Origin of the sequence: Nocardia africana NBRC 100379 (assembly GCF_001612635.1) — a bacterium.
GTDB lineage: Bacteria > Actinomycetota > Actinomycetes > Mycobacteriales > Mycobacteriaceae > Nocardia > Nocardia africana.
On record NZ_BDAV01000015.1, the window covers coordinates 129,825 to 145,855 of the forward strand.

At 68.4% G+C, this 16,031-nt stretch carries 15 protein-coding genes; 7 read left to right on the plus strand and 8 right to left on the minus strand.

The annotated features are described in order from the left end of the window. Positions 1–413 precede the first annotated feature (413 nt). Entirely contained in the window at positions 414–1,979 is a 1,566-nt protein-coding gene (gene fadD5 / locus NA3_RS27025) for a fatty-acid--CoA ligase FadD5 (protein ID WP_062966459.1), read from the plus strand. Between the two features lie 26 nt (positions 1,980–2,005). Here fadD5 and NA3_RS27030 read toward each other — a convergent pair whose 3' ends face one another. The 3 genes from NA3_RS27030 to NA3_RS27040 all read right to left on the minus strand — a co-directional run bounded on the left by NA3_RS27030 (position 2,006) and on the right by NA3_RS27040 (position 6,096). Next, positions 2,006–4,378, minus strand: a complete 2,373-nt coding sequence (locus tag NA3_RS27030) for a lysylphosphatidylglycerol synthase transmembrane domain-containing protein (RefSeq protein ID WP_062966460.1) — start codon at positions 4,376–4,378, stop codon at positions 2,006–2,008. Positions 4,379–4,565: 187 nt separating this feature from the next. Beyond that, positions 4,566–5,336 (minus strand): SDR family NAD(P)-dependent oxidoreductase, encoded by a 771-nt coding sequence (locus tag NA3_RS27035; RefSeq protein ID WP_233427334.1) that lies wholly within the window; start codon positions 5,334–5,336, stop codon positions 4,566–4,568. Further along, entirely contained in the window at positions 5,323–6,096 is a 774-nt protein-coding gene (locus tag NA3_RS27040) for a 2OG-Fe(II) oxygenase family protein (protein ID WP_062966462.1), read from the minus strand. Before NA3_RS27040 ends, NA3_RS27035 begins: the two co-directional genes overlap by 14 nt. A gap of 86 nt (positions 6,097–6,182) precedes the next feature. Between NA3_RS27040 and NA3_RS27045 the strand changes: the two genes are divergently transcribed. Both NA3_RS27045 and NA3_RS27050 read left to right on the plus strand, forming a co-directional pair. Beyond that, complete coding sequence (locus NA3_RS27045; protein ID WP_062966463.1) at positions 6,183–6,809, plus strand: GDSL-type esterase/lipase family protein; 627 nt, start codon at positions 6,183–6,185, stop codon at positions 6,807–6,809. A gap of 123 nt (positions 6,810–6,932) precedes the next feature. Continuing rightward, entirely contained in the window at positions 6,933–7,493 is a 561-nt protein-coding gene (locus NA3_RS27050; RefSeq protein ID WP_062966464.1) for a dihydrofolate reductase family protein, read from the plus strand. A gap of 29 nt (positions 7,494–7,522) precedes the next feature. On the opposite strand, the gene NA3_RS27055 is transcribed toward NA3_RS27050, so the two are convergent. Together NA3_RS27055 and NA3_RS27060 are read right to left on the minus strand one after the other, a co-directional pair. Continuing rightward, complete coding sequence (locus tag NA3_RS27055; protein ID WP_062966465.1) at positions 7,523–9,085, minus strand: phytoene desaturase family protein; 1,563 nt, start codon at positions 9,083–9,085, stop codon at positions 7,523–7,525. A gap of 12 nt (positions 9,086–9,097) precedes the next feature. Further along, a complete protein-coding gene (locus NA3_RS27060) occupies positions 9,098–9,769 on the minus strand; it encodes a class I SAM-dependent DNA methyltransferase (protein WP_062966466.1) in 672 nt (223 codons plus the stop codon). A gap of 96 nt (positions 9,770–9,865) precedes the next feature. On the opposite strand from NA3_RS27060, the gene NA3_RS27065 reads away from it, so the two are divergent. After that, on the plus strand, positions 9,866–10,396 hold the full coding sequence (locus tag NA3_RS27065) for an NUDIX domain-containing protein (RefSeq protein ID WP_062966467.1): 531 nt from the start codon (positions 9,866–9,868) through the stop codon (positions 10,394–10,396). An 11-nt stretch (positions 10,397–10,407) separates the two neighbouring features. On the opposite strand, the gene NA3_RS27070 is transcribed toward NA3_RS27065, so the two are convergent. Both NA3_RS27070 and NA3_RS27075 read right to left on the minus strand, forming a co-directional pair. After that, a complete protein-coding gene (locus NA3_RS27070; protein ID WP_084491899.1) occupies positions 10,408–11,103 on the minus strand; it encodes a class I SAM-dependent methyltransferase in 696 nt (231 codons plus the stop codon). 25 nt (positions 11,104–11,128) lie between these two features. Continuing rightward, on the minus strand, positions 11,129–12,151 hold the full coding sequence (locus tag NA3_RS27075) for an NAD(P)/FAD-dependent oxidoreductase (protein WP_062966468.1): 1,023 nt from the start codon (positions 12,149–12,151) through the stop codon (positions 11,129–11,131). Between the two features lie 78 nt (positions 12,152–12,229). On the opposite strand from NA3_RS27075, the gene NA3_RS27080 reads away from it, so the two are divergent. Continuing rightward, on the plus strand, positions 12,230–12,820 hold the full coding sequence (locus tag NA3_RS27080) for a helix-turn-helix domain-containing protein (RefSeq protein WP_062966469.1): 591 nt from the start codon (positions 12,230–12,232) through the stop codon (positions 12,818–12,820). Here NA3_RS27080 and NA3_RS27085 read toward each other — a convergent pair. Continuing rightward, positions 12,817–14,352: an FAD-binding protein gene (locus NA3_RS27085; protein WP_062966618.1), complete on the minus strand. Its 1,536-nt coding sequence runs from the start codon at positions 14,350–14,352 to the stop codon at positions 12,817–12,819. The genes NA3_RS27080 and NA3_RS27085 overlap by 4 nt on opposite strands. 224 nt (positions 14,353–14,576) lie before the next feature. Here NA3_RS27085 and NA3_RS27090 point away from each other — a divergent pair, with 224 nt between their 5' ends. Together NA3_RS27090 and NA3_RS27095 are read left to right on the plus strand one after the other, a co-directional pair. After that, the gene (locus tag NA3_RS27090) at positions 14,577–14,933 is read left to right on the plus strand and encodes an ArsR/SmtB family transcription factor (RefSeq protein ID WP_227995609.1); all 357 of its coding nucleotides are present in this window, start codon (positions 14,577–14,579) and stop codon (positions 14,931–14,933) included. Positions 14,934–14,980: 47 nt separating this feature from the next. Beyond that, positions 14,981–15,985, plus strand: a complete 1,005-nt coding sequence (locus NA3_RS27095; RefSeq protein ID WP_128145667.1) for an LLM class flavin-dependent oxidoreductase — start codon at positions 14,981–14,983, stop codon at positions 15,983–15,985. Positions 15,986–16,031: the final 46 nt, after the last annotated feature.

Sequence of the window (16,031 nt, forward strand, 5' to 3'; positions counted from 1 at the left end):
TTGTCCTCCTGGCCGCGGTACGACTCGGGGCGGCGCGCCGGGCATCTCCGGCACGATTCGATGCCGGTGTGTGCACAGACTGCCGCCCCTCGGGTGCCTGGCCGCGTGCGAGCCGGGCCTGCCCGGATGGGTCGATACTGGCATGGCGACCGCGTCGGAGACAACAGGATGTGAGCCGCAGTTTGCTTCGGCGGTCTGACAGGGCCTCAGACTGACGTCACCGTGCCCTCAGACAAATTCCCAGGTTATCGCCACGGGACGGCTGGATATGGCGAGCCTTCTGTGAACCGGGATTCTCGTATGTAACCCTTGTCACGGCAAAAAGTTAGTTGCTATTCTCGCTGTTGGTTCAGCCGTCGACGCCGCCGGGCCCATTCGGTGGCGAACTCCGACGGTCCGAGAGGAGTTCCTGCATGACCACCGGTGTCCAGACCGACGAACCGATCCGGTCGCGTCGCAACCACTGGAACAACCAGATCGCCACGCATGCGCTGATGCGCCCGGACGCGGTGGCGATCCGGTTCCGCGGGCAGGACACCACCTGGAAACAGCTGCACGAGCGGTCACTGAAATTCGCCGACGCCCTGGCGCGGCGCGGTGTCGGCTTCGGCGACCGGGTGCTGATTCTGGCGCTCAACTACACCGAGTACCTGGAGACCGTTTTCGGCATCAACGCGCTGGGGGCGATCGCGGTACCGGTGAACTTCCGCCTCACCCCGCCCGAGGTCGCCTACATCGTGGCCGATTCGGGAGCCGCGGCGATCGTCACCGACTCGCTGCTGCAACCGCTGGCCACCGGTGTGATGGCGCAGAGCGAGACGCTGCGCACCTGCGTCGTCATCGGCGGCACCACGGGCGAGGGCGTCATCGGCTACGACGACTTCCTCGCCGAGACCGGCGAACCACATGTGCCGCAGGACATTCCGGAGGACACTCCGGCGTTGATCATGTACACCTCGGGCACCACCGGCAGCCCCAAGGGCGCGATCCTGTCCTACGCGAACCTGAATGCCCAGGCGCTGACCTGTATTCGGGCGATGAACTCGACTCCCGACAGCATCGGCTTCTGCACCTCACCGCTGTTCCACATCGCCGGACTCGGCTCTCTCGCCCCGGCGTTCATGCTCGGCTCCAAGACCGTGCTGCATCCGCTCGGCGCGTTCAACCCGACCGAATTCCTCGACGCCATCGAGGCCGAGCAGGCCACCACCGCGTTCTGTGTCCCCGCGCAGTGGCAGTTGATCTGCGAGGACCCGACCGTCAAGGAGCGCAAGCTGGCGTTGGAGACACTGAGCTGGGGTGCGGCGCCGGCCTCGGAGACCGTGCTGCGGGCGATGGCCGAATGCTTCCCGGACGCGCAGAACGTCGCGGTCTTCGGCCAGACCGAGATGTCGCCGATCACCTGCGTGCTCGAGGGCAAGGACGCGCTGCGCAAACTCGGCTCGGTCGGCAAACCCATCCCGACCATCCAGAGCCGCGTCGTCGACGACGAGATGAACGACGTCGCGCCGGGCGAGATCGGCGAGATCGTCTACCGCGGGCCGACCATGATGCAGGGCTACTGGAACAAGCCCGAGGCGACCGCGGAAGCCTTCGCCGGCGGCTGGTTCCACTCCGGTGACCTGGTTCGCCAGGACGAGGAGGGCTTCGTCTGGGTGGTCGACCGCAAGAAGGACATGATCATCTCCGGCGGCGAGAACATCTACTGTGCCGAAGTGGAGAACGTGTTGTTCGCGCATCCGAAGATCCACGAGGCCGCGGTGGTCGGCCGGGCCCACGAGAAGTGGGGCGAGGTGCCGGTGGCCGTGGTCGCACTGCCCGACGGCGAAACGCTGACCCTCGAGGAGCTGACCCCGTTCCTCAACGAGAACCTCGCCCGGTACAAGCATCCGAAGGATCTGGTGATCGTGCCGGAGCTGCCGCGAAACGCCAGCGGCAAGGTGGTGAAGGTGCAGCTGCGCAAGGAGTACGCGAGCTGACCTCCGGCTGTGTGTCGGCTGACGGCTCAGATCATGTCGTGCTTGGTGAGCCAGTTCATCAGCGGCCAGCCGCAGAAGACCGGCAACCAGCAGGTCAGAACCCGGTACAGCAGGACCGCCGGCACGCCGATCGCGGCGGGTACGCCGAAGGCGGCCAGACCACCGATCAGCGCCGCCTCCACCGCGCCCACGCCACCGGGCGTGGGCGCGGCCGAGGCCAGCGTCCCGCCGATCATCGTCACGACCGTCACGGTCACGAATGTCGTTGCGCCGCCGAAGGCTTCGATGGCCGCCCACAGCGCGCCCGCCGCGCCGAGCGTGGTGGTCGCGCAGCCGCCGACGATCATCAGCAGCCGCTTCGGTTCCCGCGAGAGCGTGCGCAGTTCGGCGACGACCTCCGCCAGCTGCGGTCGCACCTCGTTGCGCAGCCAGCGCCGCACCGTCGGAACGAACATGGCCGCACCGACCGCGCCCAGCAGGCCACCGGCCAGCAGATACAGCACGGTCGCACTCGGCACGAAATGTTCCAGGTTCGCCGAGACACCGGCGGCCACGCTGAAGACGATCAGCAGCACCACGTGCGTGATCACCTGCACCGCCTGGTTCAGCGCCACCGCCGCGGTCGCCTTCACCGTGCCCAGGCCGCTCTTCTGCAGGAATCGCACACTCAGCGCGAGCCCGCCGACCCCGGCCGGTGTGGTGGTCGCGGCGAAGGTGTTGGCGACCTGCATACCCAGCAGCTTGCGGAAATTCACCGACGTCCCGGCGCATCCCCACAGCGCCATCGCCGCGCCCACGTAGGTCGCGGCCGAAATCGTCAGCCCCAGCAGCGCCCACCACCAGTTCGCGGTGCGCAGTTCGGTGAAGAAGGTCGGTACCTGGCTGATGAACGGGTAGGCCACGTACACCAGCGCGATCAGCAACACCAGCTGCACGATCTGGTTACGCGAGTACCGGGTGATCCGCGCGGCCTCGATGCGATCCTTGCCGGTCTGCTGAAGTACTTGAGCGCGGACCGTTTTCATCAGTTCGCCGCTGTCGGGCACCGATTTGCGGACCTGGGCGCCGATCCCGTTCTTGGTGAGCCGGCGGGAGGCGTCGAGCACCGCCTGTGCCCCCAGTACGTGAATGGCGGTGGCCACCACCGTTTTCGCCCCGAACAGGGAACTCGTGGTGAGCAGCAGCTGCGCGATGTCGGCGGAGAAGCGGGAGTCGAACGCGCCGAATTCCGCCGCCATGAAGCCGCCGAACAGGACCCGTCCCTCGGCGATGCGGATTTCCTCGACTCGTAGATCACCGTGGGTGATCTGGGCGCGATGCATGTTCTGCAGTGACCGCCAGACGTTGGTCAGCACCACCTCACTGTCGCCGGCGGCCAGCTGGCGGCCACGGGGCGCGGTGTGCGCGTACAGGGTCCAGCCGCGGCTCAGCGCGGCCACCGTCAGCGGTTTGTTGCTGGCCAGGCCCAGATCGCCTAGCGCGATACCCATCAGTGCGCGATGCTCGACCGCACGGCGCATCGAGGCGAAGGCGGGGGTGCGTTCACTGCTGCGGAAGGTCAGCCAGCGCCGGACCTGCCGCAACATTCCCCAGCTGCGCTGATTCTGTCCGTACATCTCCATGACCAGCTGGCGATGCGGCCCGGTGTCGGCGCTCAGCAGCAGCGGTCCGGGACCGGCCGGGCGCAGCACGGTGAAACCGGTGACGGTGTATCCGCGCCCGGCGAGCACTCGCACGGCGGCCTCCAGCGGCACCTCCAACGCCGGCGTGCCGACCACCAGAACGATCACCGCCCCGACGAACCAGCCCACCGCGAGCCCGAACATCGCCCGGGAGGGCACCACCAGACTGACGAACAGATGCAGCGGCACGAACGCGATCAACAACGCCCACCACCACCGCCGCCAGGACGCCGGCAACCACGGGCTGGCCACGGTCAACCCGGCGGCCAGCATCGCGATCCAGCGCGGATCGTCGAGAAATTGCGACAGGAAGGTATCGAGCTGGCGGGGCACCGCCAGATGCCACTGCGGTGCCGAGATTCCGGATTCGGTGATGGACAGCGCCAGCACCGCGATCAGACCCGCGGCGACGTAGCCGCTGAGCAGTTTCCACTGCAACCGGAAGATCAGTCGGACGAGGATCGCGAAGGGCAATGCCAGAATCGCGATCCCGTAGAGGAGATAGACCAGGTTGGACTGTTCGGGGGTGAGGAAACCGACGATATCGGAGACCGATCGCTCCAGGGCTTCCCAGCGCGGCCGGGTGATGAGCGATCCGGCGACCACCAGCGCGACCAGCAGCGCGGACAGCACGACGCGAATGATGTCGCTGGTCCGCCTGATCCGCGGCTGCAGCAGACTGCCGGAGACGGGGATCTCCCGCCCGTCTACTCGCATGTCGTGAAACTTTCGGATCGAGGGAGCTGCGTCGGCCCCGGGGTCGGCTCGGGTGTGAGTATGCAGGAGGCCGTTCGAGCGCCCGTCGGCAACACGCCGTTCCCCCGGTTCGCGCAGGTAGGCGTGTGCGCCGTGCCGGGGCCACCGCGCGAGGGCCCGGGTCTTCGCGGACCGGCAGGGCGCAGCGTCACCCGGGCGATCCCGGACCGGCCGTGACGGGTTGGGGTGCGTCGGTGTCGCCGACGCTGAAGATGCCGCCGGTCATGGTGCCGGTGTCGAGTTCGGCGATCGCGGCCGCGACCAGCTCGGTCGGCACCAGCGCGGGAAAGGAATTGGGGGCGACGGCATTCGCGCGGACCCCGAATTCGGCGAATTCCGCGGCGATATGCCTGGTCAGGTGGTCGAGTGCGGCCTTGGTCGCGGAGTAGACGGCCTGCCCGCCGGAATAGACCCGCGATCCGGACAAACTCGAGACGTTGACGATATTGCGATTGCGCGCCCGATTCTCGTCACCGCGATGCAGCCAGCAGCGCTGGGCGAGCCGCGTCGCCAGCCGCAGCGGCACCTCGACGTTCATCGCGAACTGCGGCGCGAACGCGTCGAGGGCGGTGTCGCCGTCGACCAGCCCGTTCGGCTGCAGATCCAGCCGCGCCGCATTGTTGACCAGCAGATCGACCGCGCCGAATTTCGCCAGTGCCAGATCCACCACTCGCTCGGCCTCGCCCGCACGGCCCAGATCGGCGCGGACGACGAAGATGCGGGAGTCGTTCTCCGGAACCGGCTGCCAGGGTTCCAGCGGATCGATGAACCATTCCTCCTGGGAGGGCGCGGCCGGAACACGAGTGCGGCAGACGGCCACGATGTCGTAGTTCTGGTAGTACGCGCGGCAGAACGCATCGCCCAGTCGCCCACCCGCTCCCGTGACCAGGCACACTCGACGGTTGTCACCAGTGGACAATGCGATCCCCTCCCCAGCGGCTCGCCGCCTGCTCCTTCGGCCGATGCAACCACATCACCACACTGTTGCGGGCCGCGGTGTTGGCGCCGAGGAAGGTGTGCCAGGACCGCGGCGTGCATTCGAAGACGACCATCGAATTGTCCACCGGCGGAACGATCACCGTCGGCGTCGGCTCCGCGGCGCCGATATCGGCGAACAGTCCCGTCTCGCCGCCGTCGCCCGGCTTCCACTCGCCGTTGCCGAGATAGAACAGCACCGCGACGGCGCGCACCATTTCCCGCGCCGGCACCCCCGCGAGCCGGGCGCCGGACTTCAGATCGATATCGTCGCCCGGCAGGCCGACCGTGTCCGGTCCGGGCGCTGCCCCCGGGAACCAGGCCGGGGTGAGGTCGTGATGCGGCCAGCCGCGCGGACTTCCCGGCGGGTGATGGTGGAGCGAGCCCTCGACATCGCCGCTGGCCGGAACGCCCGCGACCCGTTCGATCAGGTCGTGCCAGGCCCGCGACAGGAAGACCTCGAGCGGTCCGTTACGCATCCGGGTCAGGCTCGCGCCGGAGGCGCCGTACCCCGCGGCCACCGGACCGAACAGGTCCGGCCGATCGGTGCGCACCCGGTCGAATTCGACCGCGAGCCGCTGGTAGAACTCGGCGACGAAGACGTCACGAACGTAGACATGGGGAAAGGGACGGGTGCGACGAATCCATCGCCGATGTGCCAGCAGATCGATGAACCAGCGCGGCAACGGCGCCTCGGACAACATACAAGCTCCCTCCCGGACTACCCGCCGATCTTATTGCGTTCCCGGTACCGCGCCGAGTTCGTCCCGGTTTGTGCAACCATCAGCCGGTGGTGCGCGACGTTCGGGTCTGTTTCGTGGGGGATTCTCTGGTTGCGGGACTGGGAGATCCGCAGTGCCTCGGGTGGGCGGGCCGGCTCGCCGGGCGTGCGACCGCGGCCGGAATACCGCTGACCTACTACAACCTCGGGGTGCGTCGCCAGACCTCGTCCGATATCGCCGCCCGCTGGGAGGCCGAATGCGGACAGCGATTATCCGGCGAGGTCGACGCCCGAGTCGTCTTCTGCTTCGGCGTCAACGACACGCTGTGGGAAAACGAGGCGATTCGGGTGCCGGCCGACGAGTCCGCGGCCAATCTCCGCCGCATGCTGCGCCGCTGCGCCGAACTCGACTGGACCGCCCTGGTGGTCGCGCCACCGCCCTGCATCGATGACGAACAGAACGCGCGCACAATCGAATTGGACGATCGCTTCACCGAAATGTGCGCCCGTGAACAGGTTCACTATCTCCGCGTTCACCAACCCCTGCGCCACAACGACATCTGGATGCGCGAACTGCGCGACGGCGACGGTTACCACCCCGGCGCGCCGGGCTACGAGCAACTGGCGGCCATGATCGGCCCGCACTGGCTGCAATGGCTGACCGAACCTCGCACCCGTCTCTCCACGGTGAGCTGATCCGCGTTTCTCCGCAGCGCGTTTTTCTGCGCACCGATTAGTTAGCGTTGTTCGTCCCGTCTTCATGGTTCGAACGCATCGGCCGATCCGGCCGATCACCGGTTGCAGAGGAGCAGAACAATCATGGGGAAGATCGTTGTCGCCGAGTTCGTTTCGCTGGACGGATTCATCCAGGATCCGCTGTGGACCGCGCCCTTCTGGTGCGACGGCATCGCGAACTACAAATCCGGTGAGCTGGAGGCGGCCGACGCCTTGCTGCTGGGCCGCACCACGTATCAGATGTTCGCCGCGTCCTGGCCGGACCACCCGGAAGAGGGTGCGTACAAGGACAAGATGAACAGCATGCCCAAGTATGTGGCGACCGATTCGCTGCGTGATCTGGAGTGGAACGCCCAGCGCATCGAGGGCGATCTCGCCGCCGGCATCGCGAAACTGCGGACCGAGCAGAACCTGCTCGTCTTCGGCAGTGCCTCGCTGGTGAAGTACCTGCGCGAAAACGAATTGGTCGACGAGTACCGCCTGGTCGTCTATCCCGTCCTGCTGGGCAGGGGCCTGCGGCTGTTCGAGGCCGTCGAGCCGGAAGCCACCCTCGCCCTCGCCGAATCCGAGGTGCTCGACAACGGCGTCGTCCTCAGCACCTATCGGGTCACCGCCAATTCGGTGGTGCGCCCGAGCTTCGGCTGACCGGCCGCGGCTCACTCGCGGATGGTGAGCTAGTCCGATGTCGGGGTGGTGCGGCCGGTGATCTCCAGTATCGCCATGGCCGCGTTGTGACCGCCGATTCCGCTCACTCCACCGCCGCGGACCGCGCCGGCGCCGCACAGGAATATGTTGCGATGGCCCGTGCCGACGCCCCAGCGGGCGGCGGGCGCGGAATCGTCGTCTGTGCGGAACGGAAACTCCAAGTCGCCGTGGAAGATATGGCCGCGCGGCAGGCCGAGTTCGGATTCCAAGTCCAACGGCGTTCTGGCCTCGATACACGGATCGCCGTTGGCATCCGCGGCGAGACATTCGGAAATCGGCTCGGCGAGAACGGCATCCAGCTGACGCAGCGTCGATGCCAGCAGCTCGTCGCGTGATCCGTGCTCGAAAAGGGCTGCCGGCGTGTGCAAACCGAACAGGGTCAGTGTGTGCATGCCCTGTGCGGCGGCGTCGGAACTCAGAATCGACGGATCCGTCAACGTATGGCAGTAGATCTCCGACGGCGGGGCGCTGGGGAATCGCCCGCCGGCCGCCTCGCGATATGCCCGTTCGAGCTGGTCGTATCCCTCCGCGATGTGGAACGTGCCCGAGAACGCCTCGCGCGGATCGATATCGGTGCGCAGCCGGGGCAGTCGGCGCAGCAGCATATTCACCTTGAACTGACTGCCCTCCGGCATCGCGTCGGCCGGCTCACCCAACAGCCGGGCGAGGGTCGCGGGCGCCGCGTTGACCAGGACGTGGCGGGCCTCCGCCAGACCGGATTCGTCCGGTGTGTCGAACCGGACCTGGGCCGTGTCGCCGTCGGTGTCGATCCCGGTCACCGTGCACGACGTGCGCAGGTGCGCACCCGCCCGCCGTGCCGCATCGGCGAGGGCATCGGTGAGCGCGCCCATCCCGCCGACCGGCACGTTCCACTCGCCGGTCCCGTTGCCGATCACGTGGTACAGGAAGCAGCGATTCTGCCGCAGCGCGGGATCGTGCGCATGGGTGAACGTGCCGATCAGCGCATCGGTGAAGACCACACCGCGCACCGTGTCGTCCCGGAATCGCGCCTCCACGGTGTCACCGAGCGGCCGCTCGAACAGCATCTCCCAGGCATCCGGGTCATCGAGCGTCCGCTGTAGTTTGGCACGGGTCGGCAGTGGTCGCAGCATCGTCGGAGACAGCCGCTGCGCTGCCCGCGCGGTCGTCGCGTAGAACCGTTGCCACGCCTCGAAATCCGCGTCGGATCCGGTGACGCGGCGAAAGCTCTCGCGGGTACGCCCGGCATCGGCCGTATCGATGAGCAATCCGGTGTCGCCGACGGGCGTGTACGAGGAGATCCGCCGTTCGCGGGTCCGGAACCGCAGATCCAGATCCCGGCCGATCCGGTCCGGAAGCAGGCTGACCAGATACGAATAGCGCGACAGTCGCGCATCGATCCCGGCGAAAACCCGCTCGGACACCGCCGCCCCGCCGGTGTGGTCCTGCCGCTCGAGGACCAGCACCGAGAGTCCGGCGCGTGCCAGATACGCCGCGGCCACCAGCCCGTTGTGCCCGCCGCCGACGATGACGACGTCATAGGAGTCGCGCATCAGCCCTGGATATCACGAATTCGCACGACCCGCGTCCGATCCGCCGGGTGTCGCGGACTTGCGCATCAGCAGATACCCGTGCGGGCACCGCTCGTCGGGCTCCGGAGGGCGCACCATCCGGGTCACCGGGACGAACCCGTGCGGCCGCAGCATTTCCGCGAGGCGTTCGGGCGACCACCGCACCACCGGCGCCACCTTGTGGTCGTACGGTTGCCGATCGGCGCCGTCGTCGGCGGCCTGGAACGCCAGCATCAGATAGCCGTCGGCGGCCAGCGCGCGAGCGAATTCGGCGAACAGCTCCGGCAGGTGTTCCGGCCGCATATGAATGATGCTGTACCAGGCCACGATTGCGCCGAGCTCACCGTCGGCGACGTCCAGCTGCTCCATCGAACCGTGTTCGAATCGCAGGTGCGGATGGGCCTCGCGGGCCATCCGGATCATCTCCGCCGACGCGTCGAGCCCGAAAGTGTTCAGCCCCAACGCATCCAGATATCCGGTGATCCGGCCCGGCCCACATCCCAGATCCGCCACCGGCCCGCGGTCCTCGGCCTGTACCAACTCCGCGAACAGTCCCAACATCGCCCGATCGACCGGCGCGTTCACCATCGCATCCCGGAAGAGGTTGGTATAGAGCTCCGCTACCTCGTCGTATGCGGCCGCCACCGCATCGGAATTCGCACTCACTCCGGCAGCCTACCCACGCCGATCCCGGCCGCCCCGCGGCTTCGGCGCGTAGGGTCGCGGCATGGCCACCTCGACGCAGCACCGGGAGGCGGACGAATGAGGACGCTCACCTCCCGCATCGTGTATCGGAATCCCTGGATCGAGGTCCGCGAGGACAGTATTCGCCGCGCCGACGGCTCCACCGGCATCTACGGCGTGGTGCACCGGGCGGAATTCGCGGTGGTGGTACCGCTGGAGGGCGACCGCCTGCATCTGGTCGAGCAGTTCAGATATCCACTGGGGCAACGATGCTGGGAGTTCCCGGCGGGCGCGCTGCCGGGTGGCGAGTCCGACGACCCGGTCGAGATCGCCCGCCGCGAACTGCGCGAGGAGACCGGTCTGCGCGCCACCGACCTGACCCACCTCGGCATCCTCGACGCCGCTCCGGCCACGCTGGCCCAACGCGGTCACGCCTATCTGGCGACCGGTCTCACCGCCGGCAAACCCGAACGCGAACCCGAGGAACAGGACATGCGCTCGCAGTGGTTCGACCGCGACACCGTCGAACGGATGATCCGCACCGGCGACATCACCGACTCCCAGACCATCGCCGCCTACGGTCTGCTCCTGCTCCACGAGCGCCGCTGATCCGGCGGCGCTCACCGCTTCCGAGCGCGGAACACACTGTCCCGCAGCGTGATCGCCTCCCCGGTCGGCCGGACCACGGACCGCGTCCGGCTCTCGACCAGCTGGATATCCCAGCGATCCGGCGCCAACCCTTCGGCGATCTGCTCGGCGGTGACGTGCACGTGGGAAGCGGAGGTGTGCGCGGCCGACTCGTGGTCACCGGGGGCGTGGCCGACGATGAACAGCGTTCCGCCCGGCGCCACCGCGGCGGCCAGGCGCTCGAACAGGGCGTCGTTCGAATCGACCGGGTGCACGTAGCATGCGCAGACCAGGTCGAACCGGTCCACACCCGCGTTCCACTGCGTCAGATCCGCCGTATGCCAATCGATCCGGCCGGCGATATCGTGGCCGGCCCGATCGGCCCGCTCCCGGCCGCGCGTGACCGCCGCCGCCGCGATGTCGACGGCGGTGACCCGCCAGCCGTGCCGGGCCAGCCAGATCGCCTCCGCCCCCTCGCCGCAGCCGGCGTCCAGGGCCGTGCCGGGCTTCAGGTGGGCGAGCTCGCCGGTGAGGTGGGGATTGGCTTCGGTTTCGGAGGCCGAACCGGCACCGTGGTAGCGCCGTTCCCAATAGTGCCGGTCGAATTCACGCCCGCCGGAGCCGTGCCGGTGCTCGTGGTGCGCGTGACCGTCCGTCGCGTCACCGCCGGTCCCATGACTGCCGCTCATGTCGACTCCTTCGCTGGGTGCGAGTTCACAGGCCGTGGCGCCGATCGCCGAGAACGCGCTCGGCGACCTCCCTCTCATCGTCGGCGGAGAATCCGCGGCGGTGCCGCTCCACCGCCCGGCGCGTCTCCTCCTCCACCAGATCGGCATTGATCTGCGCGGCCGCGAACGCGCCCGCCGCGGCCGCCGCACCCACCTGTGCGCTCAGGTCGGTGACATTGCCCGCGGCCCAGACTCCCGCGACGTCGGTTCGGCCCATCGCATCGGTCGGGATGTATTCGCCTGCGCCCGAGGGATGTTCGACGGGTTCGAGACCGAGTTTGCGAAGGACCTCGGACCGCGCGACCATGCGCGGGCCGACGGTGATCACCTCGCGCGCCACCACCGTTCCGTCCGCGAGCCGCACGCCGGTGATGTGGTCCCCGGCGATGTCCAGCGCCGCTACTTCCCCCGTGATCACCGGAATGCCGCGCGCGGCAAGCTTTTCCGCCGCTTCGCCGCCGGGCGCGTCCATGGTGTGGGTGAACAGGACGACATCGTCGGTCCACTGCCGAAACAGCAGCGCGCCGTGCACGGCCATCGGCCCGTTGGCGATCACCCCGATCCTGCGGTCGCGGACCTCCCATCCGTGGCAGTACGGGCAGTGCACGACATCGCGGCCCCAGCGCTCCCGCAGGCCCGCGATATCCGGAATCTCGTCGACCAAGCCGGTGGTCACCAGCAGGCGGCGCGCCCGCACGGTCCGCCCGTCGGCGAGTTCGAGGAGAAATTCGCCGTCCTCGCGGATCGCGCCGGTGATCTCACCGGACACGATGTGCCCGCCGTAGCCGCGCACCTCGGTCCGGCCGCGGGCGAGCAGTTCCGCCGGCGGCATCCCTTCCCGGCCGAGCAGCCCGTGCACCCCGTCGGCCGGGGCGTTGCGGGGAGCGTCGGCGTCGACCACCGCCACCGATCGGCGGGCCCGGGCCAGCATCAACGCGCCGTTCAATCCGGCTGCCCCACCGCCGACGATCACCACGTCGTAGTTGCTGTTCAGCTCATCGGTCACCATGACCACCTCCTGGGAACCACCGTGCCGGACAGAACGAGACCATGGCAAACTTCTTTGCCGAAATGGCAAAATGGGAGCATGGACGACAACCTGGACCGTGCGCTCGACGCCGTGGGCCCGCGGCTGCGCGCACTGCGACAACAACGCCAGACCACGCTCGCCGACCTGTCCGCGACAACCGGCATCTCGGTGAGCACCCTGTCCCGGCTGGAATCGGGCGACCGCAAGCCGACCCTCGAACTGCTGCTGCCGCTGGCCCGGGCGCACGGCGTCACGCTCGACGAACTCGTCGACGCCCCGCCCACCGGCGACCCGCGCATCCACCTGCGGCCGATCACCCGGCACGGGATGACCATGTTGCCGCTGACCCGGCGCGCGGGCGGCATTCAGGCCTACAAAATGGTGATCCACCCCGAGAACCGGCGCGGCGAACCCGACCCGCAGACGCACGAGGGCTACGAGTGGCTCTACATCCTCAACGGCCGTCTCCGCCTGATCCTCGGCGAACACGACCTCGTGCTGGCTCCCGGTGAGGCCGCCGAATTCGATACCCGCGTCCCGCACTGGTTCGGCCCGGCCGACGATCGGTCCGTCGAATTCCTGAGCCTGTTCGGCAAACAGGGCGAGCGCGCCCACGTGCGGGCCCGCCCCAAAGCCGGCGGGGACTAGCGTCCGGCCATGTCCAGCGCGGCCAGATGGCTGAACAGCACCGAGGCCCCGATCGGATTGCCGCCGCCGGGATAGACGGTTCCGCTCACCGCGGCCATGGTGTTACCCGCGGCGTACAGCCCGGGAATCGGTGTGCCGGATTCGTTCAGCACCCGCGCGGCCGTATCGGTGCGCAACCCGCCCTTGGTGCCCAGGTCGGAGATGCCGAAGGCGGCGGCGTGGAACGGTCCCTTCCGAATCGGCACCAGCGGTGACTTTCCTTCCGAGAACGCGCGATCGTAGGCCTCGTCGCCGCGTCCGAAATCCTCGTCGACGCCGCGGTCGGCGAAGTCGTTGAACCGCCGCACCGTCTCGGCCAGCGCCTGCGCCGGAATGCCGATCTTCTCCGCGAGTTCGTCCAGGGTCGCCGCACTGTGGCGCAGCCCCGCGCGCACATACTCCTCGTGATCCACCATCGGCACGTTGCTGGCCTGTACCGGTGGTACCGGACCGGCGCTGTCGTCGTAGATCATCCAGAACGGCAGCGTCATGGCGCCCTCGTCCAGGCGGGCGATGATGTCGCGGCCCAGCCGGTCGTAAGGCGCGGATTCGTTGACGAAACGCTGTCCCGCCCCGTCGACGAAGATGCCCCCGGTGAACCACAGCGCGAATGCCGCACGCCCGTCGGGATGAATCATTCCCGGCGACCACCATGCCTGATCCATCAGATCGGTAGCGGCGCCGACCGCCATCCCGGCCTCGTGTGCCCTGCCCTGATTTCCCCAGGGCCCCATGGTGTCCCTTGCTTCGCCGGGGACGCCGAAGCGCCGGCGCAGGTCGTCGTTGCCCTCGAAACCGCCCGCCGCCAGCAGAACTCCTTTGCGGGCCCGGATCGCGACCCGCGCGCCCTCGCGTTCCACGATCGCGCCGACCACCGCGCCGTTCTCCGTGACCAGCTCGACGAGCGGCGTATTCAGCCGCAGCGAGACGTCGGGATACTTCGACAGCGCCAGCAGGAACCGCCCGACCAGCGCGCGGCCGCCGATCAGATAGTCCGGCTGCGGCTCGCCCAGTCGGTCGGTCCCCAGCGGGCCGCGCACGGCGGCGGCGAGTTCCCCCAGCGTCGCGGCGGGCAGCGGCGCCGGAACGATATGACGCTTACCGTCGATGCGAGCCTTCGGCGCCGCGCCGAAATAATCCGGCCACGGGAACATCTGGAATTCGAAACTGTCGTCGCTCTCCAGATATTCGATCACCCGGGCGCCGTTGCGGACATAGGTCTCCTGCAGGTCGGCGGGTGTCCGATCGCCGACGACCGCGCGGAAATAGGTCAGCGCGTCCTCGAAGGTATCGTCCACACCGGCCCGCCGCAGCACCGGATTGCACGGGAACCACACGCCGCCGCCGCCCGAATACGAGGTGGTGCCGCCGAATTTCTCGGTCGCCTCCACCACGGCCACCGAAAGCCCTTCCCGCGCAGCGGTATAGGCACCGGCCAAACCGCCGCCCGATCCCGCGACCAGTACATCGACTTCTTCGTTCCAGTCCGTCACCGCACACTCCCAGCACTCGTCTGCGCTCACGGTAGAGCGCTCGGCGTCCACGCGTCACCGATGATCCCGATGGGCGGAACGAGGTGGTCGCGGGGGCGGATCCGGGCGTCGTGGCACGGATGCCGACCGCGTGGTCGATCACCGGTAGTGACCAGTGACACAGTGCCGTGCCGCAGTTCGGCGCCTAAATTCGTTAATTAGCGAAATGCCGAAGGATGGTGGATGTGCGCGACAGCGGATCGGTCCGCGCGGGAGACCTCGCCGAGGTGAGCGAGGCCGAATGCGAGATGCTCGAGGAATGCAAGGCGCTGGCCAACCGGACCAGACTGCAGATCCTGCACTGGCTCAAGGACCCGCACGCGAATTTCGGTGAACTGGACCAGGATTCGGCCGAGCTCGGCGTGTGCGTCGGACTGATCCAGCGCCGGGCCGGAACCTCGGCCTCGACCATCTCGGCCCATCTGGCGGTACTGCAGCGCGCGGGCTTCCTCACCGCCACCCGGCGCGGGCAGTGGACCTACTACCGCCGCGATGAGGCCCGCATCCGGCACTTCACCGACCGACTACATCGCGTGCTCTGATCGACGCGCCCCGAGTACGAAAGGCAGCGACCATGCCTACCGCCACTGTGCCTACCGCCCTGTCCATCCTCGATCTGGCGTCGGTGGCACCCGGCGCGACCGCGCGGCAGAGCTTCGCCAACAGCGTCGCCCTCGCCCAGGCCGCCGAGCGCAGCGGATATCGGCGCGTCTGGTACGCCGAACACCACAACATGCGCTCGATCGCGTCCAGCGCCACCAGTGTGCTCATCGGCCACGTCGCCGAACACACCGAGACGATCCGGCTCGGCGCGGGCGGCATCATGCTGCCCAACCATTCCCCGCTGGTGATCGCCGAACAGTTCGGCACCCTCGAAACGCTCTTCCCCGGCCGCATCGATCTCGGCCTCGGCCGCGCGCCCGGCAGCGATCAGAAGACGATGCTCGCCCTGCGCCGCGATCCGCATTCGGCCGACTCGTTCCCGCAGGACGTTCTGGAGCTGCAGGGATACCTGAGTGGGCAGTCGCGGATCCCCGGCGTGGAGGCCGTGCCGCGCGCGGAAGGCATCGTGCCGCTCTACATCCTGGGCTCCTCGCTGTTCGGGGCCCAGCTCGCGGCGCATCTGGGCCTGCCGTACGCGTTCGCCTCGCACTTCGCACCGGACGCGCTTCACCAGGCAATCGAGGTCTACCGCGAGAAGTTCCGAGCCTCCGAGCAGCTTTCCGAACCGTATGTGATGGCCGGCGCCAACGTCTTCGCCGCCGAGACCCGCGACGCGGCGATCGCGCAGAAGACCGTCTCCTACCGGGCCCGTGCCCGCCTGATGATCTCCCGCGGCGCCGGCACGGCGACCTTCACCGACGAGGAGATCGACGCCTTCCTCGCCTCCCCGAACGGCGCCCAGCTGTCCTCGATGACGCGCTACACCGCCGCCGGCACCGCCGACGAAGTGCGCGACTACCTCGACGACTTCGCCGCCTCGATCGGCGCCGACGAGCTGATCCTCGTGCACCACGCCACCGATATCGGCGACCGCGTCCGATCGGTCGAACTGACCGCGGCCGCGATGCTCACCGAGCGAGCGGCCAACTGACACGGCCGGGCCCGTCGTGACGGGCCCGGCCGTGGTCGGCTCACCT

Coding starts and splice junctions, on each gene's coding strand:
- NA3_RS27030 (WP_062966460.1), bottom strand. CDS start 4,378: ATGCGAGTAGACGGGCGGGAGATCCCCGTCTCCGGCAGTCTGCTGCAG.
- NA3_RS27070 (WP_084491899.1), bottom strand. CDS start 11,103: ATGAGCGGCAGTCATGGGACCGGCGGTGACGCGACGGACGGTCACGCG.
- NA3_RS27065 (WP_062966467.1), top strand. CDS start 9,866: ATGAGGACGCTCACCTCCCGCATCGTGTATCGGAATCCCTGGATCGAG.
- fadD5 (WP_062966459.1), top strand. CDS start 414: ATGACCACCGGTGTCCAGACCGACGAACCGATCCGGTCGCGTCGCAAC.
- NA3_RS27055 (WP_062966465.1), bottom strand. CDS start 9,085: ATGCGCGACTCCTATGACGTCGTCATCGTCGGCGGCGGGCACAACGGG.
- NA3_RS27075 (WP_062966468.1), bottom strand. CDS start 12,151: ATGGTGACCGATGAGCTGAACAGCAACTACGACGTGGTGATCGTCGGC.
- NA3_RS27040 (WP_062966462.1), bottom strand. CDS start 6,096: ATGTTGTCCGAGGCGCCGTTGCCGCGCTGGTTCATCGATCTGCTGGCA.
- NA3_RS27050 (WP_062966464.1), top strand. CDS start 6,933: ATGGGGAAGATCGTTGTCGCCGAGTTCGTTTCGCTGGACGGATTCATC.
- NA3_RS27080 (WP_062966469.1), top strand. CDS start 12,230: ATGGACGACAACCTGGACCGTGCGCTCGACGCCGTGGGCCCGCGGCTG.